This is a genomic window from Stenotrophomonas testudinis, from assembly GCF_024499815.1.
GTDB lineage: Bacteria > Pseudomonadota > Gammaproteobacteria > Xanthomonadales > Xanthomonadaceae > Stenotrophomonas.
Window position 1 is genome coordinate 20,255 of record NZ_JAMOKY010000013.1, and the last position, 25,696, is coordinate 45,950.

Genomic DNA, 25,696 nt, shown 5'->3' on the forward strand with positions numbered 1-25,696 from the left:
CCTCAGTGGGCGAGGGCCAGCGGCAGCGGCTGCGCCGGTGGCAGGCCGCCGCGGCACTTCAGCACCCGCACCTGGCCGTGGTCGAGCTGCAGGCGCAGGCTGGCCGGGGAGGGATTGCGCGCGGCGCGCACATCGCGGAACACGAAGCCCAGGCACTGGCCGCTGTCGGCAGCGACCTGCAGGCGGCGCAGCGAACGGTCATCGGCCTGCTGCGGCTGCGGCCAGCACAGCACCGCGGCACAGGCCGCCGAGCGCAGGCATTGTTCGGCCGCCCACAGGGCCTGCTTCGGCGCGGCCTGGATGATCTGCAGCTGGGCCAGGTCGAGGCCGGCCGCAGCCCAGGCCGGGGCGTGCGGGCGATAGGGCGGCGCGACCAGCACGATCGGCCGGTCGCGCTGGCTCAGCCTGGCCAGCGCCGGCCAGACCAGGGCCAGCTCACCCACCCCGGGGGCATCCTGCAGCACCTCGCACAGGCCGCTGGCCGGCCAGCCGCCGCCGGGCAGGCGGGCATCCAGCGCCGGGTGGCCGCTGGCCAGGTGGTCGCTGGCCGGCCCCGTGCGCGCCTGGCCACGCCACAGCTGGCGGCCGTCCAGCAGACGGTCGAGCGCGACGACGGCACCCATCAGCCGGTCCTCCAGGGGAGGCGCCGGTCAGGCGGGAAGCGGCAGGAATGGGCGGGAACGACGGGCATGGAGCGAGTATCGACGGGCCAGGATCAGGGGCTGAGACCGACATGCTACTCGCCTTGTGAGTAGAATTACTAATGAAATTCCGGGATGGGATTTCAGGTTGATGAAGGCGAAAGGCAGCCACGCATGGCGTGGATCTACCGGAGAATCCCCGACCCCGTCGGCCTGCGCGTTGCGCCGTTTGTTCAATCCCGGCCGGGGACGCGGGGGGCACTCTGCAGGCCCCTCACTCACGGCCTGCCGATGAAACGCTGGATCCTCCGCCTGTACGCCCCGTTGTTCCTGTCCGCCTTCGTCGTCGCCGCCATCGCCTGGGTCGGCCACCACCACGGCAACCCGCTGTGGCTGCTGGCCCTGCTCGCCCTCGCCATCGCCGTTTCATTCGTGGCCGAACGCCTCTGGCCTTACGACCCGGCGTTCAACCACGACCACGGCGATACGCCGTCGATCTCCACCTGCCAGCGCGCGCCATCGCTGAGCAGCAGCTGGTGGGCGTAATGCGCGTGCGTGCCGCTGCCACCAGCGTGGGGCAGGGCGGGGTGGGGCATGCCGCAATTGTAGATCCACGCCGTGCGTGGATGGACCTCCACCGGAATTGAATCCATGCAGATCCGCCCCCCGTGCCGACCAACGGTCGGCACCCACCACCATCAGCAGCAGCCTCTATCAGCAGCAAGTTCCAACAGCTCGCAGGAAACTGTCGAAGGCGGGGTGGGTCCGGTTGAGGGGGTGTGAGCGGCATGGATGCCGCGACCAAGCCCCCAGGGATGGGTTTACGGCGTCCCCCTCAACCGGGTCCACCCCGCCATCCCACGGAATGCAGGCTTTTGACGTTGACGTTGACGTCAGCGGGTGCCGGGCGGCAGCCCGGCCGCCCCATCACCGCCCGTGCGGATCCGGGCGATGGTGCACGTACTCGACCACGGTGCCATCGGGATGCACCGCATTGAACGCCGCGCCGGTGGGCACGACCTGCAGCGGGAAGATGATCTCAGCGCCGGCCGCCACCAGCCTGTCGTGATAGGGCCGCACATCATCGACCAGCAACGTGCCGGTGGTGGAGGTGAACGGCGCTAGTGCGTCATCGCTGCCTTCGATCAGCAGGAACGCACCGACCATGGCCAGGCGCAGGCCGGCATCGGGGAACGGAAAGCCGGCATCGGCCACCACGCCCTGCAGCTGCTCGTAGAACGCCACGCTGCGCTCCAGCTCGCCGGGAGTGACGAACACGCGGATCAGTACGCGCGGGCTGCGCTGGCTGGAAGTATCACAGCGGTCGCGCCAGAGGTGGTCGAAAGTGCGGTGTACGTTCATGGGCTCGGTCCATCGCCGGGAACTCCCATTATCGGCACGCCCCTGCGGCTCGCTGATGATCGCCGGTAATGGCCTGATAACCAGGGCCAGATGGGGGCCTGTGACTTAGGTCCTGTTGACAGTCATCAACGGCCTCGCCCAATCTTAATGGGATGGGCCGCTCGACGGCCCGGGCAGGCAGGTTGTCACGCCGGGAGGAGGGTCCCGCGCGCAGACCGGTCCGTCCCCTGGCCCGCGGTGTGTTGCCTGGCAACGCCCGCGCGGCATGAACGCTGCACCCTTCGGCGGCACTTTCCCTGGACCGATTGCCTTGGCAACGGAATTACGCCCGCCGATGAAAACGTTTACAAAGCCGCTTGCCCTGTCCCTTGCGCTGTCTGCCGCGCTGGCCGCCCCGGCCTGGGCCGACACGGCCGCCTTCACCGTGCTGACCCTGGACCAGACGCCGACCGCCGATGCCATTCCCGCCCTGGCTGCCCAGCTGAAATCCCTGCAGGTGGACGCCGTCAGCGTGCGCCAGGTGCAGCGCGGCATCGGCGAGGTCGATCCGTTGCAGCTGCTGGCCGATGGCCTGGGCTACGAATACCGCTTCATCGCCGCCGGCAAGGATGACGGCCAGACCCAGCAGGGCCAGGCCGTGCTGACCCGCCTGCCGATCGCCGCCGAATCCGGCCCCGACCAGCCGGGCCTGAACTACCTGCGCCTGGACGATGGCCGCCACACCGTGGCGCTGTACACCGATGCCGGTGCGGGCGCCGCGCGCCTGCCGGCCCTGGTCACCCGTTCGCGCCTGGGCGCACCGGCCGTGCTGCTGGGTGCGGTGGCCGGTGAATCGGCCAAGGCCGCCGGCTTCGATCCGGCACGCGTGGCCCTGGAAGCCGACGCCAGCTACTTCAGCGATGGCTTCCAGGCTGCCAGCAGCGCGCCGTTCAAGATCGATGGCAGCGCCCTGCGCGCGACCCTGCTGACCCTGGCCTACGTGGCCGACAAGGGCGGCGAGCAGCCGTGGATGGACGCCACCCTCAACGCCGATGCGCGCGCTGCGCTGCTGCTGAAGGCGATGACCGAGGACGAGAAGTTCCAGATGCTGCACAGCTACTTCGGGCTGGGCAAGGACGGTGGCCCGCTGCCGGAAGGCGCCGTGGGTTCGGCCGGTTTCGTGCCGGCGGTGCCGCGCCTGGGCATTCCGGCGCAGCAGTCGGCCGATGCCGGCGTGGGCGTGACCAACCCGGGCGGCATCCGTCCGGGCGACTTTGCCACCGCGATGCCGTCCGGCCCGTCCACCGCCTCCAGCTGGAACCGCGAAGTGGCCTTCGCCGGTGGCGCGACCATGGGCCGCGAAGCGTGGCAGCAGCGCTTCAACATCCTGCTGTCGGGCAGCGTCAACCTGCAGCGTGACCCGCGCAACGGTCGCAACTTCGAATACGCCGGTGAAGACCCGCTGCTGGCTGGTTCGATGGTCGGCGCGCTGATCCAGGGCGTGCAGAGCCAGCACGTGATCTCCTCGATGAAGCACTTCGCGCTGAACGACATGGAGACCCGCCGCAACTTCCACGACGTGCGCATCGGCGAACAGGCCATGCACGAATCGGACCTGCTGGCCTTCGAGATCGCGCTGGAAGCCGGTCGCCCGGGCGTGGCGATGTGCTCGTACAACAAGATCAACGGCACCTACGGCTGCGAGAACGGCTATCTGATGAACCAGGTGCTGAAGCAGGAATGGAAGTTCCCCGGTTTCGTGATGTCCGACTGGGGTGGCGTGCACAGCGGTTCGAAGGCGGCGCTGGCCGGCCTGGACCAGCAGTCGGCCGGTGAAGTGTTCGACGCGGCGGTGTTCTTCGATGAACCGCTGCGCCTGGCCGTGCACGGCGGCGTGGTGCCGCAGGCGCGCCTGAACGACATGGTGACGCGCATCCTGCGCACGATGTTCCTGCATGGCAACTTCGACAATCCGCCGCAGCACCAGAAGGTGGATGCCGAAGCCGGCTACGCCGTTGCCCAGCGCACGGTGGAAGAAGGCAGCGTGCTGCTGCGCAATGAAGGCAACCTGCTGCCGCTGGCCGACAGCGTGAAGCGCATCGTCATCATCGGTGGCCATGCCGACAAGGGCGTGATCGGTGGTGGTGGTTCGTCGATGGTGGGCGTGACCGCCAAGGGCACCAACGCAGTGCCGGGCGTGATGCCGACCACCTGGCCGGGTCCGGTGATCTTCCACCCGTCCTCGCCGTTGGAATCGCTGCGTGCAGCGCGTCCGGACGCGACCATCGAGTATGTGGACGGCAGCAACGCCGCTGCGGCGGCCAAGGCAGCCGCGCAGGCCGACGTGGCCATCGTATTCGCCACCCAGTGGGCGGCCGAATCGGTGGACCTGCCGGACATGCAGCTGCCCGACAACCAGGACGCGCTGATCTCGGCGGTGGCCAAGGCCAACCCGAAGACCGTGCTGGTGCTGGAAACCAACGGCCCGGTGCGTACCCCGTGGCTGGCGCAGGTGCCGGCGATGCTGCAGGCCTGGTACCCGGGCATCCGCGGTGGTGAAGGCATCGCCGCGCTGCTGACCGGCCAGGCCAACCCGTCCGGCCGCCTGCCGGTGACCTGGGTGGTGGACGAATCGCAGCTGCCGCGCCCGCACATCGACGGCCTGGGCTTCAAGCCGAAGAAGGAGTTCGGCGACGTGTTCGATTTCGATATCGAAGGCGCCAACGTCGGCTACAAGTGGATGGCCGCCAAGGGCCTGACCCCGACCTTCGCGTTCGGCCACGGCCTGTCCTACACCTCGTTCGCCTATGAAAACCTGAAGGTGAGCGTGGAAGGTTCGCGCCTGGTCGCCAGCGTGGACATCCGCAACACCGGCAAGCGCGCCGGTGCGGACGTGGCCCAGCTGTACCTGAAGCTGCCGGCCGGCAGCAGCACGCCGATCCGCCTGATCGGCTACGACAAGGTGCAGCTGCAGCCGGGCGAACAGCGCCGCATCCGCATCGAAGCCGAGCCGAAGACCCTGGCCCACTACGATGCGCAGGCGCGCCAGTGGAAGATCGTCGGCGGTACCTACCAGGCGCAGCTGTCGCGCAACGCGGCCGAACCGCTGCAGACGGTGGACGTGCAGCTGGCGGAGCAGGTGCTGCGCTGATCCAGCGGGTTATTGATGTTCGAAGAAACGGCCCCGAAAAGGGGCCGTTTCTTTTTATGGGATGCCGCTGCGCTCGCCGGGCATGGCCCGGCGCTACCCGGTCACGGTATCCCCGGCGGGCGCCATCATCAGTCCGGCGTGCCGGTGAACCACCCGCGCAGGAAATCGATCAACTGGCGAACCTTCGGCGAGGGCTGCGTGCTGTGCGGGTAGACGGCGTAGACACTCTGCTGCGGGAAGCGGTGCTGGCGCAGCACCGGCCGCAGGCGGTCGTGGGCCAGGTCGTCCTCGATCAGCCAGCGCGGCAGCACGGTGACGCCTGCGCCGGCCAGTGCGAAGGCGCGCAGGCTGCTGGCGCCGTCCACGCGCACCACGGCATTGCCCGGATTGGTGGCAAACAACGCGTCGCTGCCGTCCGGCGCCACCACCGGCACATCGGCCAGGCGCGGATAGCCGAGGCGGGGCAGGGCGCCAGCTGCACCGGCTCATCGACCGCATCGGCAGAGGGCAGGCGCGCCAGCAGCGACGGTGCGGCCACCGCGCACAGCGGGTGCCGCTCCAGTTCGCTGGCATGCAGGCCTGAGTCCGGCAGGCGGCCAAGGCGGATGGCCACGTCGAAACGCTCGGGAATCAGGTCGGCCGGTGCCGGCGACGTGGACAGATGCAGCTGCAGCGCCGGGTGCCGCGCTCGGAATGCCTCCAATGCCGGGATCAGCCGCAGCTGCGCGTACTCCGGCGTGGTGGTCAGGCGCAGCGTGCCTTGCAGCTGGTGCTGGTCGCGGCGCGCGGCATCGATCGCGGCCTGGGCCGCATCCAGTGCCTGCACGCAATGCTGCAGGAACTGTTCGCCGGCCTCGGTCAGGGCTAGGTGGCGGGTACTGCGCAACAGCAGGGTCACCCCCAGCTCCTGTTCCAGCCGCTTCAGGTTGAAGCTGACCACCGCGCGGCTGAGGCCGAGGCGGTCGGCGGCCGCGGTAAGACTGCCGGCGTCGACCACGGCGCGGAAGATGTCGAAGCGATCCAGGCTGACCATGGCGATTCATTGTCAAAACAGATTTGACAGTGTTGCAGCTGCTGTCGTGTTTTTCCAACAAGCATCGAAAGGCATGCTGGCCGCTTCCCCGCTGGAGCGCCGCCGATGCCGTCCCCCCGCCTGCGCCATGAGGCGATCTTCCTGCTGGTGTTCGCCCTGGACCTGGTCAACATGTTCATCGCCACGGTGGCCTACCCGGCGCTGGCGGCCGAGCTGCATGCGGATGTCGGCCTGTTGGCCTGGGTCGGTACCGCCTACATGCTGGGCTTGAGCGTGGTGATCCCGCTGGCACCGTGGCTGGCCGCGCGCTGTGGCGAACGCCGCCTGCTGCTGGTGGCGCTGCTGCTGTTCGCGATGGCGGCGGCCCTGGCCGGTGCGGCGCCGGGCATCGGCTGGCTGCTCGGCTGGCGGCTGCTGCAGGGCCTGGCCGGTGGCCTGCTGATCCCGGTCGCGCAGGCCGCGGCCTACCGGCACTGCAGCCCTGAGCAGCGCGGTGCGCTGACCCGTCGCGTCCTGCTGGTGACCTTGCTGGTACCGGCGCTGACGCCGGCGCTGGGTGGGCTGCTGGTGCAGTGGCTGTCCTGGCGCGGCGTGCTGTGGGCCAGCCTGCCGCTGGCACTGGCGGCGATGGGCCTGGTGCTGGCGTGGATGCCGGCCGATGGTGAACGCACTGTGCCGCGCCTGCAGGCCTATGCGCTGGCCACGGCAATGAGCGCGCTGGGCGTGATGCTGTTGGCGCTGACCTGGCTGGGTGAACCCCGCCACCGGATTGCCGGGGCCATGCTGTTGCTGCTGGCACTGATGCTGGCGACCGCCCACCTGCGGCACGCGCGCCGGCAGGCACAGCCGCTGCTGCGCTGGTCGCTGCTGTCGCATCGCGGGCTGCGGCTGGCGATGCTGGTCTATCTGGCCGTGCCTGGCGTTTTCATCGGCAGCCAGCTGGCCAGCACGTTGCAGCTGCACCAGGCCGGTTACAGCGCCGCACGCATCGGTGCGCTGATGCTGCCGTGGGCGCTGGCCTCGGCGCTGGCCATCACCGGCAGCCATCGCCTGCTGGCGCGGTTCGGGCCTGCGGCAGCGCTGCGTGGCGGGATGTTGCTGCAGGCGTCGGGCCTGCTGCTGATGGCCCTGCTGCCGCAGCCGTCCTTCGCGCTGGCGGCGCTGCTGTTCGCGCTGATGGGGGCGGGCGGCAGCCTGTGCAGCAGTACCGCGCAGACGCTGGCCTTCCATGGTGTGGAGGCCGAGGCGCTGGGTGATGCCAGCGCGCTGTGGAATCTCAACCGACAGCTCAGCTTCTGTCTTGGCACCGCCGCCATCGCGCTGCTGCTGGCGCTGGCCATGCAGTGGCTGCCGGCGCGGGCCACCGGTGGGGCGCTGGGCCTGGCCGCTTTCCTTACCCTGCTGCCGATGGCGCTGTTGCGCCGCTCGCAGCCCCTGAAACTTGCGCAACCGGAGCATGCCTGATGCAACAAACAGCCGAACATGAAATCCACGAACTGCACGACACGCTGCAGGCGTGGTTCCGCGCCGAGGTGGGCGCCGCCGCACTCGACGAGCTGATGGCGCATTTCTGCGCGGACTTCAGCATGGTCGGCATTGCCGGGAGGCGGCTGGATCGGCAGGCGGTGCAGGCCTTGTTCGTGGGCGGGCATGGTGCGCGCCCGGGCCTGCGCATCGCCGTCGACGCCGTGCAGGTGATTGAAGCGCCGTCACCGCTGGCCGTGCTGCGCTATCGCGAGGGGCATGCAGTGGGCGATGGGGCCGTCGCGTGGCGGGAGTCGCTGGCGGTGCTGCGGCAGGAACAGGGGCGTTGGCGCTGGTTGGCGCTGCATGAGGTTCAATCGGGCTGACGGATCCGCCGGGCATGGCCCGGCGCTACCTCGGGGCGCGGATCGGATCCGCCGGGCATGGGACGCCGCCCCTCGGGGCCGCGGGTCGGTAGCGCCGGGCCCTGCCCGGCGAGCGCTCCGATGCCACACGGCACATGTGCCATCAGTCCTGCCCCCAAAGAGCGCAGAACGCAAAGCCTGCACACACTTCACCGGGCAGGGCAGGAGTAGGCTTGGGACTTTCCTGTCGGGAGGGGTTTCCATGCGTGTGCGTGCCGTTGCTGTAGCGATCGCCCTTGGCCTGTCCAGCACCGTGCTGGCCGCCGATACCCCGCCGATGACCCCGGACATCAGCGGCAAGCCCTTCGTGGTCCCCGATGTTGGCCGTGACTATGACAAGCGCGTGGTGATGGTGCCGATGCGCGATGGCACCAAGCTGTACACCGTCATCGTGGTGCCCAAGGGCGCGCACAACGCGCCGATCCTGCTGACCCGCACGCCGTACGACGCGGCCGGCCGCGCCAGCCGCACCGATTCGCCGCGCATGCGCGACATGCTGCCGCAGGGCGATGAGGTGTTCGTCGATGGCGGCTACATCCGCGTCTTCCAGGACATCCGCGGCAAGTACGGTTCCGAAGGCGATTACGTGATGACCCGGCCGTTGCGCGGTCCGCTGAACAACACCAAGGTCGACCATTCCACCGATGCGTGGGATACCATCGACTGGCTGGTCAAGCACGTGCCGGAGACCAACGGCAAGGTCGGCATGCTGGGCTCGTCGTATGAGGGCTTCACGGTGGTGATGGCCTTGACCGACCCGCACCCGGCGCTGAAGGTTGCCGCACCGGAAAGTCCGATGGTCGACGGCTGGATGGGCGACGACTGGCTCAACTACGGCGCGTTCCGCCAGGTCAATTTCAATTACTTCGCGATGCAGACCGAGAAGCGCGGCAAGGGCACGCCGCTGCCCAGCCTCGGCTACGACGATTACAGCACTTTCCTGCGTATCGGTTCGGCTGGCGACTATGCGCACTTCACCGGCGTGGACCAGCTGACCTGGTGGAAGAAGCTGGTACAGCACCCGTCCTACGATGCCTTCTGGCAGGGCCAGGCGCTGGACGCGGTGATGGCGAAGACGCCGCTGAAAGTGCCGACCATGTGGCTGCAGGGCCTGTGGGACCAGGAAGACATGTGGGGCGCCAACCATGCCTACCAGGCGATGGAGGGCCGCGACTCCGGCAACACCCTCAACTATCTGGTGATGGGCCCGTGGCGGCACAGCCAGGTGAACTACACCGGTGACTCGCTGGGCGCGCTGAAGTTCGACGGTGATACTGCGCTGCAGTTCCGCCGCGACGTGCTCAAGCCGTTCTTCGACCAGTACCTGGTGGACGGCGCACCGAAGGCCGATACGCCGCCGGTATTGATCTACAACACCGGTGAAAACCATTGGGACCGCCTGCAGGGCTGGCCGCGCAGCTGCCAGAAGGAGTGCGCCGCAGCCAGCAAGCCGCTGTACCTGCGTGCCGGTGGCAAGCTGGCCTTCCAGGCGCCGGCGGCGGGCGAGGGTGACTTCGAGGAATACGTGTCCGACCCGGCCAAGCCGGTGCCGTTCGTGCCGCGTCCGGTGCGCTTCGGCGATCGTGACATGTGGACCACCTGGCTGGTGAAGGACCAGCGCTTCGTCGATGGTCGACCGGACGTGCTGACCTTCATCACCGAGCCGCTGAGCGAACCGCTGCGCATCGGTGGCGCGCCGGCGGTGCACCTGCAGGCGTCGACCAGTGGCACCGACAGTGACTGGGTGGTGAAGCTGATCGACGTATACCCGGACCAGGATGCCTCGTCGCCGGAAATGGGTGGTTATGAGCTGCCGGTCTCGCTGGCGATCTTCCGCGGCCGCTATCGCGAGAGCTTCAGTGAGCCCAAGGCGCTGGTGGCCAACCAGGTGCAGCCGTACCGCTTCGACCTGCCCAATGCCAACCACGTGTTCCAGAAGGGGCACCGGGTGATGGTGCAGGTGCAGTCCAGCCTGTTCCCGCTGTACGACCGCAACCCGCAGACCTATGTGCCGAACATCTACCTGGCAAAGCCGGGGGATTACCAGAAGGCCACGCAGCGGGTCTGGCACAGCGCCGCACAGGCCAGTTACATCGATCTGCCGGTGTATTGAGGTTGGTGAGCGCGCCGGGCTCTGCCCGGCGGTGCATGCAACAGCGTGTCGACCAACGGTCGACACCCACCAGAGCGGAGGCCAATCCGCCAGAGCGCAGGTCACCCCACCTTCGAGGGCCCGGTACGCCAGCGGATGGGTACCAGGCCGAAGCGTTTGCGGAAGGCCGCTGCGAAGTTGCTCGGGTGGCGGTAGCCGGTCGCGGCCGCCGCCTGCTCGACGCTCCAGCCACGTTCGCGCAGGCCCTGCTCGGCGTGGTGCATGCGCTGTTCCTGCAGGTAATCGAACACCGAACAGCCATACTAGCGCGGGCCCGCCGCCGCAGCGACGGGCCGGTGACAATGGATTATGCGCCCAGTGCAGGGTAGTCGGTGTAGCCGTGTTCGCCGCCGCCATACAGGGTGTTGGGGTCGAGGTCGGCCAGAGCGGCGCCGCTGCGCAGGCGTGCCACCAGATCGGGGTTGGCGATGAACGGTCGGCCGAAGGCCACCATGTCGGCGTAGCCGCTGGCAACGGCCTGCTCGGCACGCACGGCGTCGTAGCCGTTGTTGGCAATCCACGGGCCACGGAAACGCGCACGCAGGCCGGCGTAGTCGAAGGCGAGGTTGTCACGGTCGCCGCCAGTGGCCCCTTCAATGACATGGATGAAGGCCAGGCCCTCGATGGTGTCCAGGCGCTCCACCGCGCGGTCGAACAGCGGCTGCGGATTGCTGTCGTGCGCATCGTTGACCGGCGTGACCGGCGACAGGCGCACGCCGGTGCGGGCCGGGCCAATGGCTTCGGCCACCGCGCTGACCACTTCAAACAGCAGGCGCGTGCGGTTCTCGATGCTGCCACCATAGGCATCGCTGCGGTGGTTGCTGCCATCGCGCAGGAACTGGTCGATCAGGTAGCCATTGGCGGCGTGCACTTCCACGCCATCGAAGCCCGCGGCAATCGCGTTGCGCGCGGCGGTGCGGTAGTCCTCGATCAGCGCCGGGATTTCCTCGATGTCCAGTGCACGTGGCGCCGACACATCCTCGAAGCCATTGGCGGTGAAGGTCTTGCCATTGGCACGGATCGCGCTCGGTGCCACCGGCACTTCGCCTTCCGGCAGCAGGCTGGTGTGGGAGATGCGGCCAACGTGCCAGAGCTGCAGCACGATGCGGCCACCGGCGGCGTGCACCGCGTCGGTTACCGGCTTCCATCCAGCCACCTGCGCGTCGCTGTAGATGCCCGGGGTGTCGAGGTAGCCCTGGCCGAGCGGGCTGATCTGCGTTGCCTCGGCAATGATCAAGCCGGCGCTGGCACGCTGCTGGTAGTAAGTGATTGCCAGCGGTGAGGGCACGCGGTCGGGCAGCGCACGGTTGCGCGTCAGCGGTGCCATGGCGATGCGGTTGGCCACGGCGATATCGCCAAGGTGGGTGGGCGTGAACAGCAGATCGGCGGCAGGGCTCATTGAAGGTTCCACTGGGGGGAGAGGTGTGGCTTGGAGCATAAGCGCGAATGCGTTGCAGCGATGAGAAGGTTCGTTGCAGGCAATGGGCGTCGAATGTCGCTGCAGATGGCACGTCCGTAACACGCGCGGGCGTAACGTCATCAACAGGCGGACACGCTCCGCATCGATGACCAACACGTGGAGAACACAGATGATCGACTATCAGCTCAAGGGCAAGACCGCGATCGTGACCGGAGGTGTGTCCGGCATCGGCCTGGCCGTGGCGGAACTGCTTGCTGCATCCGGTGCCAGCCTCTCGGTGTGGGACCTGAAACAGGACGCCGTGGATGCCACCGTGCAGCGCCTGAAGGCGAAGGGCGTGCAGGCCATGGGCGTCGCATTGGACGTAACTGATGAAACGGCGGTAGAGGCAGCGGTACAGCGCACGGTGAAGGAGTTGGGGGGCATCGACGTGGCGGTGAACAACGCCGGCATCGGCGGCCCGGCCGCGAGCAGTGGCGACTATCCGGTCGATGGCTGGAAGCGCGTGGTCGATGTGAACCTGACCAGCGTGTTCCTGTGCCAGCGTGCGCAGATCCAGGCGATGCGCGCGGCGGGCAAGGGCGGCAGCATCATCAACATGGCCTCGATCCTGGGCCAGGTGGGCTATGCCGGTTCGACCGCCTACGTGGCGGCCAAGCACGGCGTGGTGGGCCTGACCCAGACCGCCGCGTGGGAACACGCCGGCGACGGCATCCGCATCAACGCGGTCGGCCCGGGCTTCATCGCCACGCCGCTGCTGGAGAAGATGGATGCCAAGGTGCGCGCAACGCTGGAAGGGCGCCATGCACTCAAGCGCCTGGGCACGCCGGAAGAAGTGGCGGCGCTGGTGGCTTGGCTGGCCAGTGATGATGCCTCGTTCGCGACCGGCACCTACTACGCGATCGACGGTGGCTACCTGGCGCAGTGATGCACTGAAGCCCGGCGCTGCCGGCTGAACCGGCCGTGGTGGCACCTTCACCGTGGTGCTACGGCCCTCGCGCGACGCTCCGGGGAAACTCCCGGAGCCTGCCGATGGAACTGACCCAGGATGTATCGATCCTGCTGCGCGTGGCCGCGGCGATGCTGTTCGGCGGCGTGCTGGGCGTCGAACGCGAGATGGGCAAGCACGCTGCGGGCCTGCGCACGCACATGTTGATTGCCGGGGCGGCGGCGCTGATCGTCGGCCTCGGTGATTCGGTGGCCGAACATTTCCAGCAGGAGCGCTACCGCGACCTGCTGCAGGTCGATCCGGTGCGCCTGATCGAGGCGGTGGTGGCCTGCGTTGGTTTCGTGGCGGCGGGCACCATCCTTCGCGGCAACCGCGAGGACCAGGTCAGCGGATTGACCACGGCAAGTTCGCTGGTGATGGCTGCGGCCATCGGCATCGCGGTGGGCATCGGCAAGTACGTGATCGCCATCGGGGTGAGCGTGCTGTGCGTGCTGGTGCTGGCGGTGATCCGGCGGGTGGAGAGGAAGCTCTGATCGGATCCCCGCAGGGGCTCTGACCCCAATGGCAGCCAAATGGTCGGACCAATGTAAAGGCGAAAGCTGTGATTAAATAGGATTCTCGCCTGCTTTGATCGCCTGCCTTGAATCGTTTGTGCCTATCCTTCAATAAATGGTCATACCAATATGGGTCTGCCGCCAGGTGGACTTCATGACCTCGACGCGTGTCTCCGACAAGGTGGCCGCGCAGCTGCGCCTGCTGGTGCAGGAACAGCAGCTGCAGCCCGGCGACCGGCTGCCGGCCGAGCGCACTCTGGCGCTGGAGCTGGGCGTCTCGCGCACCGCGCTGCGCGAGGCTATCGCGCAGCTGGCCAGCCAGGGGCTGCTGACCGCGCGCGTCGGCGGCGGCACCTACGTGGCCGACCCGGCGGCACTCGCCCGGCAGGCGCTGCAGGAACCCCTGGTGCCCTACCTGCCGGTGTTCCAGGGCGATCCGGAATACCGTTTCGATGTGCTGGAGATCCGCCACGCGCTGGAAGGTGCCACGGCGTGGCATGCCGCGCTGCGTGCCACCGAGGAGGATCGCGCGCGCATCAGTCGGGCCTTCCAGACCATGCTGGACGCGCACGGCAAGAATGACCCGGCCGGCGAGGCCGCAGCCGATGCGGCCTTCCACCTGTCCATCGCCGAGGCCTCGCACAACCTGGTGCTGCTGCAGGTGATGCGCGGCCTGTTCGAGCTGCTGCAGACCAACATCTCGCAGAGCCGCGAGAAGCTCTACACCTCGGCAGCAACCTTCTCGCCGCTGTCCGACCAGCATCGCGAGATGATGGATGCGGTGCTGGCGGGCGAGCCCGAACGCGCGCGCGCCGCGGCCCATGCCCACCTTGAGTTCGTGCACACCACGCTGCGCACGCTCGATGACAACGAAGCCCGGCGTGCGCGGGCCTCGCGTCTCCCTTCCCCGCATGGCTGATGACTTCCGGCTGACCCCATGATCATTTCCGCTTCCACCGACTACCGTGCCGCAGCCGAGCGGCGACTGCCGCCGTTCCTGTTCCACTACATCGATGGCGGCGCGTATGCCGAGCACACGCTGAAGCGCAACGTTTCCGACCTGTCCGACATCGCGCTGCGCCAGCGCATCCTGCGCAACATGTCCGACCTCAGCCTGGAAACCGAGCTGTTCGGCGAAACGCTGGCGATGCCGGTGGCGCTGGCGCCGGTCGGCCTGACCGGCATGTACGCCCGGCGCGGTGAGGTACAGGCCGCGCGTGCGGCTGACAGCCGTGGCATTCCGTTCACCCTGTCGACCGTCTCGGTGTGCCCGATCGAGGAAGTCGCGCCGGCCATCCAGCGGCCGATGTGGTTCCAGCTGTACGTGTTGCGCGACCGCGGCTTCATGCGCAACGCGCTGGAGCGTGCGCAGGCGGCTGGTGTGACCACCCTGGTGTTCACCGTGGACATGCCGGTGCCCGGCGCGCGCTATCGTGACGCGCATTCGGGCATGAGCGGTCCCAAGGCCTCGCTGCGCCGCATCGGCCAGGCCATCACCCACCCGCGCTGGGCGTGGGACGTGGGCCTGCTCGGGCGCCCGCACGACCTCGGCAACATTTCCGCCTACCGCGGCAACCCGACCGGACTGGCGGACTACATCGGCTGGCTGGGCAGCAACTTCGACCCGTCCATTTCCTGGAAGGACCTGGAGTGGATCCGCGAGTTCTGGAAGGGGCCGATGGTGATCAAGGGCATCCTCGACCCGGACGACGCGCGCGACGCGGTTAAGTTCGGCGCCGATGGCATCGTGGTCTCCAACCACGGTGGCCGCCAGCTGGATGGCGTGCTGTCCACCGCACGCGCACTGCCGGCCATCGCCGATGCCGTGCAGGGCGACCTGAAGATCCTTGCCGATTCGGGCATCCGCAACGGCCTGGACGTGGTGCGCATGCTGGCGCTGGGTGCCGACACGGTGCTGCTGGGCCGCGCCTTCGTCTATGCACTGGCCGCACAGGGTGAGGCCGGCGTGGACAACCTGCTGGACCTGATCGCCAAGGAAATGCGCGTTGCGATGACGCTGACCGGCGCGCGCCGCATCGCCGACATCGGCCGCGACTCGCTGGCCAGCCTGCCATGAGCGACCACGCGAGCGTGCTGGCGCAGCTGCGTGCCGCCGTCGGCAGCCGCCATGTGCTGACCGGTGACAAGGCGACCCGTCGTTTCCGCCGCGGCTATCGGTTCGGCGAAGGCCCGGTGCTTGCCGTGGTGCGCCCGGGCACGCTGCTGGAACTCTGGCGGGTGCTGCAGGCGGCGGTGCAGGGTGGGGCGGCGATCATCCTGCAGGCGGCCAATACCGGCCTGACCGGCGGTTCCACTCCCGATGGCGGCGACTACGATCGGCCGATCGTACTGGTCAGCACGCCGCGCCTGACCGGCATCCAGCTGTTGAACGAGGGCCGCCAGGTACTGTGCCTGCCCGGGGCGACGCTGGATCGTCTGGAGCAGATGCTGGCACCGCTGGGGCGCGAGCCGCATTCGGTGATCGGCTCGTCGTGCATCGGTGCCTCGGTGCTGGGCGGCATCTGCAACAATTCCGGCGGCGCACTGGTGCGCCGTGGCCCGGCCTATACCGAGCTGGCACTGTTCGCGCAGGTCGATGCACAAGGCCAGCTGCAGCTGGTCAACCACCTCGGCATTGCCCTCGGCGATGCGCCTGAGCAGATCCTGCAGCGCCTGCAGGCGGGCGACTATAGCCCCTCCGACATTGGCGACGGCGATGGCCGCGCTGCCTCCGATGCGCGTTATGCCGAGGATGTGCGACGTGTCGATGCGGATACGCCCGCGCGTTTCAACGCCGATCCCGGTCGCCATTACGAGGCCTCCGGTTCGGCGGGAAAACTGGCGGTGTTCGCCGTGCGCCTGGATACGTTCGAGAAGGAAGCCGCCGAGGTGTTCTACATCGGCAGCAACCGCACCGCCACGCTCACCGCCATCCGCCGCCAGTTGCTGACTGGCTTCGAGCGCCTGCCGATTGCCGGTGAGTACATCCACCGCGATGCGTACGACATCGGCGAGCGCTACGGCAAGGACACCTTCCTGCTGATCGATCGCCTCGGCACGGCGCGCGTGCCGGCGGCGTTCGCGCTGAAGAGCCGCGTGGATGGCTGGTTCGAGCGGCTGGGCCTGCGCGGGGTGACCGACCGGGTGATGCAGGCGCTGGTCGGCCTGCTCCCGTCGCACCTGCCGCCACGCATGGGCGAGTTCCGCCAGCGCTACGAACATCACCTGCTGCTGAAGGTGTCGGCGCAGGATGCCGCGGAGACCGAGCGCTGGCTGCGCGAGTGCTTCGCCAACAATGAGGGTGGTTTCTTCCGCTGCAGCGCCGAGGAAGGGCGCAAGGCGTTCCTGCATCGTTTCGCCGTGGCTGGCGCGGCCGTGCGCTACCGGGAAGTCCATCGCGCGCAGGTGCAGGACATCGTGGCGCTGGACATCGCCCTGCGCCGCGACGATGCGGACTGGTTCGAGACGCTGCCCGCCGACATCGATGGGCGCCTGCTGCACAAGCTGTACTACGGGCACTTCCTCTGCCATGTGTTCCACCAGGATTACATCGCGCGCAAAGGCGAAGACCCGGTGGCCATCGAACATGCGATGTGGGCGCTGCTGGACCAGCGTGGCGCGGAGTATCCGGCCGAACACAACGTCGGCCACCTGTACCCGGCCAAGCCGGCGCTGGCTGGTTTCTATCGGCAGCTGGACCCGAGCAACACGTTCAATCCCGGTATCGGCCACACGTCCAAGGTGGCGGGGTGGGGCGGCTGCGATTGCAGCGGGCATTGACTATCATCGGCATTCCGGAGAGACGCGCCGAGGCGCAGGAGTGACGATGCACACGATGATTTCGCGAGCCGCGTGGCTTGCGCTGCTGCTGTCCGCGCCGGCACTGGCATCTGCGCAGGGATCGATCCTGCCGCAGCAGCGCGACGCTGCAGGCAATGTGATGGAACCGCTGGGCCAGGTGGTGTTGCCCGGCGACGATGGCCGGGACCGCCTGCAGAGCTGCACGGCCGACCGTGCCTGGTGCGTGGCCCTGCAGCCCAGCGACACCGAAGGTGAGGCATCCACCACGCTGGTGGTGACCGAACGTGCACAGGGCACGGGCCAGCCGCAGTCGTGGCACGTGACGATGGATGTGCCGTCTGAAGGTGAGCTGTCACTGTGGCCATGGATCGTGCGCCTGGCACCGGGCGTGGGTGCCGACCAGGCCGTGGCCGATCCGCAGCAGCGTGTGCGGCAGAACGTGCTGGTCGGCGGCATCAGCAAGGTCGGCAACATGTATTCCGGCGGCGGTGCCGATGCGTCGCGCCTGCAGCTGGCACGGGTGCGGCACCTGGACGACGGCATCCAGGTCGACAATGACGTGCTCGGTGTGGCCTGGGCGGGACATGCGGAGATCCGTGCCTGCTTCAGCGAGCAGGATATGAAGCAGCGCGCTGGCGCCTGCCATGACAGCTACGGGTTCTCGGCCAGGCTCTCGCTGGATTCCACCGCCACGGCGATGCCGGTGCTGCGCTACCGGACGGTGGCCACGCGCTTCCCGGCCGGTGTGTCACGCAACGAGGATTCGCTGGCCAAGGGCCCGCTGAGGAAGAAGGACTTGCGCACCGAGCAGGACCCTGCGTGCACCTATGTGCGCACGTTCCGCTTCAGTGGTGGTGCTTATCAGCCGGACCAGGCGCTGCCGGACTGCGCGGGCTATACCGAGCCCTGAGCGCGGTAGCGTCGAGCTTGCTCGACTGCGTTTGCGGGGGCAGCCAAGCATGGCTCGGCTCTACAGAAGGCCAGAGCAGCCAAGCATGGCTCGGCTCTACAGAAGGCCAGAGCAGCCGAGCATGGGCTCGGCTCTACAGAAGGGTCACTCGCAGCGTGCGGCGGTGATGACGTTGTTCTTGTCCACGTACACGCGCAGGCGGTCCGGGCGGATGTCCTTGGTGGTGATGGTGGTCGGTCCGATCGGGTTGACCAGGCCGGCACCGCTTTCGCTGGACAGGCGCCGCATGTTGGCTTCGTTGGCCGGCTGGCCCACGGCCCAGCCCAGCGTGCTGGCATCGCAGCGGCCGCTGCCCTTGACCTGCGGGCCGGGCGTGCTGACGCAGGCCGACAGCAGCAGTGCAGTGGCAGGAAGCAGCAGGTACAGGCGGTGGGCAGTCATGCGGGCGCTCCATTGCAGGGGAATGGCCGCACCATAGCACTGTCTGACGCGGCCCCGACAGCGATCGCATCATTGCCGATGGCCGACCGTCGATGCATAGTGCGCGAACGTGCGGCATCGCGCCGACGGGCAGGTCGGGCCATTCCGGCGCAGGTACGGAACAGGGTATGAAGGCAGGCAGTGCGCACGGACAGGGCTGGCTGACCTCGATGGCAGTGCTGCCGTTGCTGCTGGCAACGGCGACGGCCAACGCCGCGACCATCGACCCGGCAGTGGCGGCCGCAACAGCCGATGCTGCCCCCGTGTTCGGTGGCTGGCGAAACCTGCAGACCGAGGCCGGCCATGAGCCGGCGCAGCGCAACCTGGCGTTCGGCATGCTGCCGCAGGAAGCGACCCGCGGCGACCGCTTCGTCATCCTTGATCGCGAAGGCCGCCGCGCGGTGTGCTGCCTGCAGGTGGCCAGTCCGTCGCTGGGCGTGGCCGCGCTGCGCGAGCAGTACCATCTCGCACAGGCCGGGGTGGATGACCTCGGCAACGTGCGCAGCCCGTCCCGGCCCTATGTGCCGCATGTCTATGCGATGCAGCGGGTGGATGAGCTGGCCGATTACACCTTCGCCGATGTTGCCGGTGCCTACAGTGACCTGGGCGGCCTGCTGCTGCCGGAAGCGGCCGCGCTGGACTCGGAGGCGACCACGGTGCGCCTGGGGGAGGTGCAGTACCGGGTGCAGTTCCAGCGCCAGCCCTTTGCCGATGACGACGGTGCGCTTGACCGCTACACCCTGCAGGCCCCGGGCCATGGCCCGGCGAAGGTCGTGGAAGTGCCGTTCGGGACGTACTGAGCGGGTAGGCGGCCCTCTACAATAGGCGCGCGGCGCTGCCTGTCGTGCCCTGTTTACGTGAGTTTCCACCGTGTCCCTGCGTCCCATGCTGCTGTTGTCCCTGACCACCCTGGCTGCCTGTGCCAGCGCGCCGCCGCCGCCGCCGCCGCCGCCGCCGGCCCATTCCGATGCGCTGTGGCGCCTGATCGAGCGCGACTGCGGAGGGAGCGATGGCCCGCGAGGTGCCTGCCTGCAGGTGCAGCCCGGCGCCGACCGCCGCGACGTACTGGTCAAGGATTCGCATGGGGATTACCAGTTCCTGCTGATGCCGCTGGACAAGGTCAGTGGCATTGAAAGCCCCGGCCTGTACCGCAAGGGCGTGCCGAACTACTTCGCCGCCGCATGGCAGGCGCGCTCGCATACCCAGCAGGCGCTTGGCCAGCCGCTGCCGCGCGAAGTGGCCAGCCTGGCGTTGAACTCGCCGCATGGTCGCTCGCAGCACCAGCTGCACATCCACGTGGACTGCCTGCGTGCCGAGGTGGTGCAGGCGCTGGACGCGCAGCGTGCAGCGCTGGGGCAGCAGTGGGCGCCGCTGCCGGTGCCGCTGCGTGGCCACCCGTACCAGGCGCGCGTGCTGCCGGGCGCGGAGCTGACCGCCAACCCGCTGAACCTGCTGGCCTTCGACCTGAGCGGCCCGGCCGACGTCGGCAGCTGGAGCCTGCTGGTGGCCGGTCACCGCGATGCGCACGGCGCTCCCGGGTTCGTGCTCTTGGCGACCCGGCTCGACACCGCCACCGGCAACGACGCCAGTGCCGAGGAGCTGCAGGACCACGCGTGCAGCGTGCTGACCGGCGCCGGTTCCGCGCTGGAGCGGGTGCGCTAGCCCCGCGCGGGATGCTGGCGGCGCCAGGTCGGCGCGGTCAGCGCATGCAGGCTGCGGTCTTCCCAGCCGTCAGGGCCCAGGTGATGGTCGCGAAGCAGGCCTTCGTTCTCGAAGCCGGCGGCGCGCAGCACGTCTGCAAGCCCGGCGCTGTCGTCGGGTGGAAGCATCACATACACACGGTGCAGTCCGACCTGTTCGAACAGGAACGGGCACAGCGCCTGCAGCGTGTCGGCGAAGCGTTGCGCATCGGTCCAGTCGGCCTGGCAGAAGCGCTGCAGCTCGGCGCTGCGGTCGCGCGCGGACTGCAGCCGCACGGTCAGCTGGTCGATCAGGGTATGGCTGGGCTGGTCGAACACGCCCAGCAGCAGGCGGTCATTGTCCTCCTGCAGGCGCGAGCGCTGGATGCCGATGAACAGCTGCACCTCGGCCTCGTTGCGGCAGTTCAGGTTGCAGCGGGTGCGGCGCTGCCCGCACAGCGTGCGCCAGCCGGACAGGTCGGTGCGCTGCAGCGAGCGCAGGTTGATGGAACCATGGCCCAGCAGCAGCAGGTGGCGGCGCAGTACCGGGTGCAGGGCAGGAAGGGACGTGGGGTTCGGTTCGATGCACATCCGGCCACGATCCCGTCTGTGCGGGGCGATGCCCATGAAATTTGTTGCAAAGTGCGGAGCGTACTGCGCGATGGTTCATGGCCGTTCAGGGATGAAGGCGCGGTTGCAGGGCGCTTGCTCGTGCGATGCAGATGGCGCAACGTGTGCGAACGGCCGATGCTGTGGCCTTTCCACGCAGGGAGTGCACGGATGGATGCAAGGATGCTGTTGATCGCCGGGATGCTGCTGGGCGTGTTGCCAGGCTGCCATCCGGGCGAAACCGGAACCGCGCGCAATGAGATCGCGCAGCGCCCCGTCAAGGCGGACGTATCGGAGGCGCAGGCGACCGGTCACGCCGCCTCTCCCGATGATGAGCGGGCGCCCGTGCCTGCGCCTGCGCGTCCACGTGCCGCCGCAGCTGGACCGCTGGCACAACACGCCATGCCATCGAATGCGGCCTATCTCGTAGGAGAGTCGCGACTGCTGAACGGCGGTGAATTGTCGGGCGACCAGGCCGAGGCCACTCTCCTTTCCAGCAGAAGCTTCAAAGCAGCCCTGCAACAGTTCGAAGCGGATGCGTCGCTAAGTCCGGATGCGCAGGATCTGACCCGGTTGTACCACGCCGCGGCGACCCGTGCGCTGGGCGCGGACGTGGCGCTGGCCTCGCTGTCGTGTGGCTACACCCTGTGCATGGGCGAGGTGCGCAGCCGCAGCCAAGGTGGATTCCGTGACTGGGTTGGCGTGTTCGGCAAGGACCGCGGCGCACCGCATTACGCGTTGATGACGGCCGAGTATCCGCTGGGAAACGGGCAGTCTTCGGGGCGGTTCGTGTTCTCGATCAATCCCACTGCCAACGGCATCAGCCAGTAGCGCCGAGCCTGCTCGACTACCGCACGCTCGCCGTCAGGGCAGCGCCTGCAAGCTGTACGACTCGATGACGTAGCTGAAGGCCTGCTGCTGGCGGTCGCGCAGCAGGGCACGCACTTCCAGGATGACGCCATGGTCGCCATCGCCGCGCGGTGGCCAGAAGGTCTGGTCGGCAAGGGTCTGGCGCTGGAAGCCGAGGGGGCCGACCACGCGGCCGAACGGTTCGTCGCTGCTGTCCAGCACCTGGTTCATCGCCGCGCTGAGACGGCCCGGCAGGTACCAGTTGTCGGCTTCGGAGAGCACGCGGCTGCCGCAGAACAGTTGCACACGGCGATAGCGCAGTGCCGTATCGGCGCCCGCACCGAGCGCCTTCAGCACGTCGGCCGGTGCCGCCTTGTCTTGGCCGTGCACGCGCACGGCGCGCACGCGGGCCTGCTCGGCCAGGCCATGCTCGGCGCACCAGCTTTCCAGCGTACCGGTTGCACTGGGGCCGGCCAGCACGCGCTGGTGCAGCTGCTCGACCAGGGCGGCGGGCGCGACGCGCTGCTGTCCGGGCGGCGCCTGCAGCGGCGCGGTGGCACCGGCATCGGCGGCGGACAGGCTGGCGATCGGGGCAGCGGCCAGCAGGGATGCGGCCTGCCAGCGGCGGAGACGATCGTGGCGGTCGGACGGGCCCATGCGGCATCACAGCGGAAACAGGCGCCCATGTTACCCGTTCAGGCGTGTCCCCGGCGTGCCGAAAGCGTCGCGACCCTTCGGGCATTCATCGCGTTGCCAAATACGAGGCATGCAGATATTTCGTTGGCCGATGGGCCGGGCGCGGCGCACGATGGGGCCCTTGTCTGGCTTTCCGGGAGTTGCCCCCATGACCCTGCAGTTCATCCACGGCGGCGTCGACCGCGAGGGTGCGCCGGTGCATTTCCACATCCGCGACGGGCGTTTCGAGGGTTTCAACCGCACAGCGGGCCCGGCTGAAGGTGCCGAGGTCATCGACCTGCAGGGTTTTACCCTGCTGCCGGGCCTGGTGGATGGGCACATCCACCTGGACAAGAGTTTCGTCGGCGACCGCTGGCATCCGCACCAGCCGGTGGCCAGCCTGCGCGAGCGCCTGGCGGTGGAAAAGGCCGCCGTGGCCGACGCCGCGCCGATGGTGGACCGCGCCGAGGCGCTGATCCGCCAGTGCAGCGGCTTCGGTACCGTGGCGATGCGCTGCCACGTCGATATCGACGCCAGCACCGGCCTGCGGCACCTGCAGGCCGTGCGCGAGGCTGCGCAGCGCTGCGCAGACATCATGCAGATCCAGCTGGTGGCGTTCCCGCAGGCGGGGGTGATGTCCTGCGCGGGCACGGCCGTGGTGCTGGAGCAGGCCCTGGCCGAGGGCGTGGAGGTGCTGGGTGGCATCGACCCGACCACGCTGGATGGCGATGCCGAGGGGCAGCTGGCCCTGCTGTTCGGCCTGGCCGAGCGCTACGGCGTGCGCCTGGACATCCACCTGCACGAACCGGGCGAAGCCGGCCTGGCCCAGCTGCTGCGCATCGCCGCGCGTACGCGTGCTGCCGGGCTGCAGGGCAGGGTGGCGGTCAGTCACGCCTACGCACTGGGCGAGGTGCCGCTGGCGCGCGCACTGCCGGTGGGCGAGGCCTTGGCGGCCGCCGGCGTGGCGATCATGAGCAACGCGCCGGGCGATCATCCGTTCCCGCTGCTGCGGGCGCTGCATGATGCCGGGGTGCGGGTGTTCGCGGGCAACGACAACATCCGTGACTGCTGGTGGCCCTACGGTAATGGCGATCTGCTGCAGCGGGCGATGCTGCTGGGCTACCGTTCGGGGTTCTACACGGATGCGGACCTGATGCTGGCGTTGAACATGGTCACCACGCATGCGGCGGCGGTGATCGGGTTGCCGGACTACGGGATGGGCGAGGGGCTGCCGGCGACGTTCGTGGCGGTGCGGGCGGATCACGGTCCGGCGGCGGTGGCAGGTGTGCCGGTCGAGCGGCGCGTGGTTGTCCAGGGAAGGTGGGTGTTGTCGGCAGGGCTTGCAGCCCTGCACCTGCCGAATCAAATTCAACGTCAAGAGCCAGAGCGGCATTCCGTGGGATGGCGGTGCGGTGTAAGTGGTCAGGACACGCCGTAAATGCCCCTCCGGGGTCCTGCCCACCTACACCCCCGCCTCTGACAGTTCCCGTGTGCTGTTGGTGGGTGCCGACCGTTGGTCGGCACATCTGTCGGATATCGACTGAATTCATCCGTGCCGACCAACGGTCGGCACCCACCGAAGCAGAACGCCGTTCCGACAGATCGCGGAAAACCGTCGAAGGCGGGGTGGGTCCGGTTGAGGGGGCGTGAGCCACATGGGCCCGAGGCATGCCTCGGGCGGGTTGGGCAGGACGCCCAACCCCGGTCTTGCCGTGTGCGCAGGACAGCGCACACGAGCAAGCGGCGACCGAGCTTACAGGGACCTACTTGCAGCGTCCCCCTCAACCGGACCCACCCCGCCAACCCACGGAAAGCCAGCTTTTGACGTTGACGTTGACGTTGAGCAGGTGCAGGGCGCAGCCCTGCCGAACACTACTCCGCCTCGCGCTGGACCTGCCGCCAGAGTTCGGCGGCGAGCGCGCGCACCGCATCATCAGCATCCGGCCGATGCAGCAGCCCGATCTCATAGTTCTCCACCACCGGCAGGCCACGCTCGCCATCGATCACGCGGTGCTCGCGGCATACCGCGCGACGCGGCAGCAGGCTGATGCCGATGCCATCGGCTACCGCTCCCTGGATGCCGCTCAGCGACGAACTGGTGAATGCGATGCGCCAGCGCAGGCCCAGCGCCTCCACCGCCTGGATCATCTCGTCGCGGTACAGTCCGCGTGGCGGAAAGGTCACCAGCGGCAGCGGATCCAGCTGCAGGCTGCTGCTTCGCTGGCCGTCGATCCAGTGCATCGGCTCGCGCCGGCAGTGCACCGCCTGGCGCGTGTTGCGGCGCTGCTTGACCAGCACCAGGTCCAGCTCGCCATGGTCGAAGCCATGCGCCAGGTCCCGGCTCAGGCCGCTGCTGATTTCCAGCTTCACCTGAGGGTGGCGGCGGCTGAAGGCAGCCAGCATGCGCGTGGTCTGCGCGTTGACGAAATCCTCCGGCACGCCGATGCGCACCGCGGTCTCCACCGTGGCGCCGGCCAGCGCCTGGGCCATTTCCTCGTTCAGGTCGAGCATGCGCCGCGCGTAGCCCAGCAGCGTGTGGCCGGCATCGGTGGGGTGCACGTCGCGGTGGCCGCGCTCGAGCAGGCGGTGCCCGGCCAGTTCCTCCAGCCGCCGCACCTTCTGGCTCACCGTGGACTGGGTGGAATGCAGGCGCGTGGCCGCAGTGGTGAAACTGCCGCAGTCGGCCACCATCACCAGCGCACGCAGCAGGTCCAGTTCGAACAGCGTTCTATTCGATTTGGCACTGTCTTGCATTTGAACATTTCACTTCTGGATGCACGTGGCGACTTCTACCATGCAGGGCAGGGGGCGGCAAGCACGGCGCCCCGCTGCACCGGAGAACCGCAGATGCGCATCGCTCGTCGCCCTCGTTTGCCCGGCCCGCTGGGTCGCCTGTTGCTGCTGTGCCTGTTGGCAATGGTGGTGCCGGGGTGTTCGGCCACGGCCGGTCCGGCCGATGCGCGCCTGCGCGATGCCGCCGCGCGAGGCGATGCCGCCGCCGTGCGTGCGGCGCTGGAAGACGATGCCGATCTGGAATCGCGCGATGGTGAAGGTCGCACCGCACTGCTGCTGGCGACCCACGGCAACCACGTCGATGCCGCACGCGAACTGATCGAGGCCGGTGCCGACGTCAACGCCAAGGATGCGATGCAGGACAGTGCTTACCTGTATGCCGGCGCGCGCGGCCTCGATGACATCCTCGCGCTGACCCTGGCCCACGGCGCCGACCTGCGCAGCACCAACCGCTACGGCGGCACCGCCCTGATTCCCGCGGCCGAACGCGGCCATGTGGCCACCGTGCGCACACTGCTGCGCGCGGGTGTGGGGGTGGACCATGTCAACCGCCTGCACTGGACCGCACTGCTGGAAGCGATCCTGCTCGGCGATGGCGGCCCGCGCCATGTGCAGATCGTGCAGCTGCTGCTCGACGCCGGCGCCAATCCCGAACTGGCCGATGGCGATGGCGTGACGCCGCTGATGCACGCACGCCAGCGTGGCTACACCCACATTGAAACCCTGCTGCGCCAGGCCGGCGCCCAGCGCTGAATCCCGACCCCTTCCAA

23 protein-coding genes and 2 pseudogenes are annotated in these 25,696 nt (G+C 68.5%); 16 read left to right on the forward strand and 9 right to left on the reverse strand.

All coding sequences use genetic code 11. The features are described from left to right. Window positions 1-2: 2 nt before the first annotated feature. Complete coding sequence (gene imuA, locus NQ204_RS09780; protein WP_256643749.1) at window positions 3-623, reverse strand: translesion DNA synthesis-associated protein ImuA; 621 nt, start codon at window positions 621-623, stop codon at window positions 3-5. A gap of 309 nt (window positions 624-932) precedes the next feature. Here imuA and NQ204_RS09785 point away from each other — a divergent pair, with 309 nt between their 5' ends. Then, window positions 933-1,187: a hypothetical protein gene (locus tag NQ204_RS09785; RefSeq protein ID WP_256643750.1), complete on the forward strand. Its 255-nt coding sequence runs from the start codon at window positions 933-935 to the stop codon at window positions 1,185-1,187. A gap of 381 nt (window positions 1,188-1,568) precedes the next feature. Here NQ204_RS09785 and NQ204_RS09790 read toward each other — a convergent pair whose 3' ends face one another. Next, a complete protein-coding gene (locus NQ204_RS09790) occupies window positions 1,569-2,003 on the reverse strand; it encodes a VOC family protein (RefSeq protein WP_079222247.1) in 435 nt (144 codons plus the stop codon). A gap of 334 nt (window positions 2,004-2,337) precedes the next feature. Here NQ204_RS09790 and NQ204_RS09795 point away from each other — a divergent pair, with 334 nt between their 5' ends. After that, window positions 2,338-5,133, forward strand: coding sequence for a beta-glucosidase family protein (locus NQ204_RS09795; protein ID WP_256643751.1), 2,796 nt, complete (start codon window positions 2,338-2,340; stop codon window positions 5,131-5,133). 128 nt (window positions 5,134-5,261) lie between these two features. Here NQ204_RS09795 and NQ204_RS09800 read toward each other — a convergent pair. Beyond that, window positions 5,262-6,166, reverse strand: a pseudogene (locus NQ204_RS09800) (LysR family transcriptional regulator). Window positions 6,167-6,271: 105 nt separating this feature from the next. Here NQ204_RS09800 and NQ204_RS09805 point away from each other — a divergent pair. From NQ204_RS09805 to NQ204_RS09815, 3 genes are all read left to right on the forward strand, one after another. After that, the gene (locus NQ204_RS09805; protein ID WP_256643752.1) at window positions 6,272-7,630 is read left to right on the forward strand and encodes an MFS transporter; all 1,359 of its coding nucleotides are present in this window, start codon (window positions 6,272-6,274) and stop codon (window positions 7,628-7,630) included. Continuing rightward, complete coding sequence (locus NQ204_RS09810; protein ID WP_256643753.1) at window positions 7,630-8,016, forward strand: DUF4440 domain-containing protein; 387 nt, start codon at window positions 7,630-7,632, stop codon at window positions 8,014-8,016. Before NQ204_RS09805 ends, NQ204_RS09810 begins: the two co-directional genes overlap by 1 nt. Window positions 8,017-8,257: 241 nt before the next feature. Continuing rightward, complete coding sequence (locus tag NQ204_RS09815) at window positions 8,258-10,168, forward strand: CocE/NonD family hydrolase (RefSeq protein WP_116864441.1); 1,911 nt, start codon at window positions 8,258-8,260, stop codon at window positions 10,166-10,168. 101 nt (window positions 10,169-10,269) lie between these two features. On the opposite strand, the pseudogene NQ204_RS09820 reads toward NQ204_RS09815, so the two are convergent. Together NQ204_RS09820 and NQ204_RS09825 are read right to left on the reverse strand one after the other, a co-directional pair. Beyond that, window positions 10,270-10,470 (reverse strand): annotated as a pseudogene (locus NQ204_RS09820) (helix-turn-helix domain-containing protein); the annotation flags it as partial. A gap of 44 nt (window positions 10,471-10,514) precedes the next feature. After that, window positions 10,515-11,606 carry an alkene reductase gene (locus NQ204_RS09825; protein ID WP_116864442.1) on the reverse strand — a complete coding sequence of 364 codons (1,092 nt, stop codon included), beginning with the start codon at window positions 11,604-11,606 and terminating at the stop codon, window positions 10,515-10,517. Between the two features lie 190 nt (window positions 11,607-11,796). Between NQ204_RS09825 and NQ204_RS09830 the strand changes: the two genes are divergently transcribed. From NQ204_RS09830 to NQ204_RS09855, 6 genes are all read left to right on the forward strand, one after another. Then, window positions 11,797-12,555: an SDR family NAD(P)-dependent oxidoreductase gene (locus NQ204_RS09830; RefSeq protein ID WP_116864443.1), complete on the forward strand. Its 759-nt coding sequence runs from the start codon at window positions 11,797-11,799 to the stop codon at window positions 12,553-12,555. Window positions 12,556-12,659: 104 nt separating this feature from the next. Further along, window positions 12,660-13,109: an MgtC/SapB family protein gene (locus tag NQ204_RS09835; protein WP_116864444.1), complete on the forward strand. Its 450-nt coding sequence runs from the start codon at window positions 12,660-12,662 to the stop codon at window positions 13,107-13,109. Between the two features lie 175 nt (window positions 13,110-13,284). Next, complete coding sequence (gene lldR / locus NQ204_RS09840; protein WP_116864455.1) at window positions 13,285-14,049, forward strand: transcriptional regulator LldR; 765 nt, start codon at window positions 13,285-13,287, stop codon at window positions 14,047-14,049. 18 nt (window positions 14,050-14,067) lie between these two features. Beyond that, window positions 14,068-15,207, forward strand: coding sequence for an FMN-dependent L-lactate dehydrogenase LldD (gene lldD, locus NQ204_RS09845; protein WP_256643754.1), 1,140 nt, complete (start codon window positions 14,068-14,070; stop codon window positions 15,205-15,207). Continuing rightward, window positions 15,204-16,910: a D-lactate dehydrogenase gene (gene dld / locus NQ204_RS09850; protein ID WP_256643755.1), complete on the forward strand. Its 1,707-nt coding sequence runs from the start codon at window positions 15,204-15,206 to the stop codon at window positions 16,908-16,910. Before lldD ends, dld begins: the two co-directional genes overlap by 4 nt. A gap of 46 nt (window positions 16,911-16,956) precedes the next feature. Beyond that, a complete protein-coding gene (locus tag NQ204_RS09855) occupies window positions 16,957-17,841 on the forward strand; it encodes a hypothetical protein (RefSeq protein ID WP_256643756.1) in 885 nt (294 codons plus the stop codon). Window positions 17,842-17,985: 144 nt separating this feature from the next. On the opposite strand, the gene NQ204_RS09860 is transcribed toward NQ204_RS09855, so the two are convergent. Then, the gene (locus tag NQ204_RS09860; RefSeq protein WP_256643757.1) at window positions 17,986-18,282 is read right to left on the reverse strand and encodes an I78 family peptidase inhibitor; all 297 of its coding nucleotides are present in this window, start codon (window positions 18,280-18,282) and stop codon (window positions 17,986-17,988) included. Window positions 18,283-18,449: 167 nt separating this feature from the next. Here NQ204_RS09860 and NQ204_RS09865 point away from each other — a divergent pair, with 167 nt between their 5' ends. Both NQ204_RS09865 and NQ204_RS09870 read left to right on the forward strand, forming a co-directional pair. Continuing rightward, entirely contained in the window at window positions 18,450-19,121 is a 672-nt protein-coding gene (locus NQ204_RS09865) for a decarboxylase (RefSeq protein ID WP_256643758.1), read from the forward strand. A gap of 70 nt (window positions 19,122-19,191) precedes the next feature. After that, complete coding sequence (locus tag NQ204_RS09870; protein WP_256643759.1) at window positions 19,192-19,983, forward strand: CDP-diacylglycerol diphosphatase; 792 nt, start codon at window positions 19,192-19,194, stop codon at window positions 19,981-19,983. On the opposite strand, the gene NQ204_RS09875 is transcribed toward NQ204_RS09870, so the two are convergent. Then, window positions 19,980-20,591 (reverse strand): GNAT family N-acetyltransferase, encoded by a 612-nt coding sequence (locus NQ204_RS09875; protein ID WP_116864451.1) that lies wholly within the window; start codon window positions 20,589-20,591, stop codon window positions 19,980-19,982. The genes NQ204_RS09870 and NQ204_RS09875 overlap by 4 nt on opposite strands. Before the next feature lie 201 nt (window positions 20,592-20,792). Between NQ204_RS09875 and NQ204_RS09880 the strand changes: the two genes are divergently transcribed. Beyond that, a complete protein-coding gene (locus NQ204_RS09880) occupies window positions 20,793-21,440 on the forward strand; it encodes a hypothetical protein (protein WP_256643760.1) in 648 nt (215 codons plus the stop codon). 33 nt (window positions 21,441-21,473) lie between these two features. Here NQ204_RS09880 and NQ204_RS09885 read toward each other — a convergent pair whose 3' ends face one another. Further along, window positions 21,474-22,115 carry a hypothetical protein gene (locus NQ204_RS09885; RefSeq protein ID WP_256643761.1) on the reverse strand — a complete coding sequence of 214 codons (642 nt, stop codon included), beginning with the start codon at window positions 22,113-22,115 and terminating at the stop codon, window positions 21,474-21,476. 187 nt (window positions 22,116-22,302) lie between these two features. Here NQ204_RS09885 and NQ204_RS09890 point away from each other — a divergent pair, with 187 nt between their 5' ends. Beyond that, window positions 22,303-23,571, forward strand: a complete 1,269-nt coding sequence (locus NQ204_RS09890) for an amidohydrolase family protein (protein WP_256643762.1) — start codon at window positions 22,303-22,305, stop codon at window positions 23,569-23,571. Between the two features lie 434 nt (window positions 23,572-24,005). On the opposite strand, the gene NQ204_RS09895 is transcribed toward NQ204_RS09890, so the two are convergent. After that, window positions 24,006-24,887 carry a LysR substrate-binding domain-containing protein gene (locus tag NQ204_RS09895; RefSeq protein ID WP_116865327.1) on the reverse strand — a complete coding sequence of 294 codons (882 nt, stop codon included), beginning with the start codon at window positions 24,885-24,887 and terminating at the stop codon, window positions 24,006-24,008. A gap of 93 nt (window positions 24,888-24,980) precedes the next feature. Here NQ204_RS09895 and NQ204_RS09900 point away from each other — a divergent pair, with 93 nt between their 5' ends. Further along, entirely contained in the window at window positions 24,981-25,679 is a 699-nt protein-coding gene (locus tag NQ204_RS09900) for an ankyrin repeat domain-containing protein (RefSeq protein WP_116865328.1), read from the forward strand. The last annotated feature ends 17 nt before the right edge of the window (window positions 25,680-25,696 follow it).

Bases quoted from the DNA above. Each gene is read 5' to 3' on its own strand.
- NQ204_RS09785 (WP_256643750.1), top strand. From the start codon at position 933: ATGAAACGCTGGATCCTCCGCCTGTACGCCCCGTTGTTCCTGTCCGCC.
- NQ204_RS09810 (WP_256643753.1), top strand. From the start codon at position 7,630: ATGCAACAAACAGCCGAACATGAAATCCACGAACTGCACGACACGCTG.
- NQ204_RS09855 (WP_256643756.1), top strand. From the start codon at position 16,957: ATGCACACGATGATTTCGCGAGCCGCGTGGCTTGCGCTGCTGCTGTCC.
- NQ204_RS09885 (WP_256643761.1), bottom strand. From the start codon at position 22,115: ATGGGCCCGTCCGACCGCCACGATCGTCTCCGCCGCTGGCAGGCCGCA.
- NQ204_RS09890 (WP_256643762.1), top strand. From the start codon at position 22,303: ATGACCCTGCAGTTCATCCACGGCGGCGTCGACCGCGAGGGTGCGCCG.
- NQ204_RS09825 (WP_116864442.1), bottom strand. From the start codon at position 11,606: ATGAGCCCTGCCGCCGATCTGCTGTTCACGCCCACCCACCTTGGCGAT.
- NQ204_RS09880 (WP_256643760.1), top strand. From the start codon at position 20,793: ATGCTGTTGATCGCCGGGATGCTGCTGGGCGTGTTGCCAGGCTGCCAT.
- NQ204_RS09865 (WP_256643758.1), top strand. From the start codon at position 18,450: ATGAAGGCAGGCAGTGCGCACGGACAGGGCTGGCTGACCTCGATGGCA.
- imuA (WP_256643749.1), bottom strand. From the start codon at position 623: ATGGGTGCCGTCGTCGCGCTCGACCGTCTGCTGGACGGCCGCCAGCTG.
- lldR (WP_116864455.1), top strand. From the start codon at position 13,285: ATGACCTCGACGCGTGTCTCCGACAAGGTGGCCGCGCAGCTGCGCCTG.
- NQ204_RS09900 (WP_116865328.1), top strand. From the start codon at position 24,981: ATGCGCATCGCTCGTCGCCCTCGTTTGCCCGGCCCGCTGGGTCGCCTG.
- dld (WP_256643755.1), top strand. From the start codon at position 15,204: ATGAGCGACCACGCGAGCGTGCTGGCGCAGCTGCGTGCCGCCGTCGGC.
- NQ204_RS09875 (WP_116864451.1), bottom strand. From the start codon at position 20,591: ATGTGCATCGAACCGAACCCCACGTCCCTTCCTGCCCTGCACCCGGTA.
- NQ204_RS09815 (WP_116864441.1), top strand. From the start codon at position 8,258: ATGCGTGTGCGTGCCGTTGCTGTAGCGATCGCCCTTGGCCTGTCCAGC.
- NQ204_RS09835 (WP_116864444.1), top strand. From the start codon at position 12,660: ATGGAACTGACCCAGGATGTATCGATCCTGCTGCGCGTGGCCGCGGCG.
- NQ204_RS09790 (WP_079222247.1), bottom strand. From the start codon at position 2,003: ATGAACGTACACCGCACTTTCGACCACCTCTGGCGCGACCGCTGTGAT.
- NQ204_RS09805 (WP_256643752.1), top strand. From the start codon at position 6,272: ATGCCGTCCCCCCGCCTGCGCCATGAGGCGATCTTCCTGCTGGTGTTC.
- NQ204_RS09830 (WP_116864443.1), top strand. From the start codon at position 11,797: ATGATCGACTATCAGCTCAAGGGCAAGACCGCGATCGTGACCGGAGGT.
- NQ204_RS09795 (WP_256643751.1), top strand. From the start codon at position 2,338: ATGAAAACGTTTACAAAGCCGCTTGCCCTGTCCCTTGCGCTGTCTGCC.
- lldD (WP_256643754.1), top strand. From the start codon at position 14,068: ATGATCATTTCCGCTTCCACCGACTACCGTGCCGCAGCCGAGCGGCGA.
- NQ204_RS09895 (WP_116865327.1), bottom strand. From the start codon at position 24,887: ATGCAAGACAGTGCCAAATCGAATAGAACGCTGTTCGAACTGGACCTG.
- NQ204_RS09860 (WP_256643757.1), bottom strand. From the start codon at position 18,282: ATGACTGCCCACCGCCTGTACCTGCTGCTTCCTGCCACTGCACTGCTG.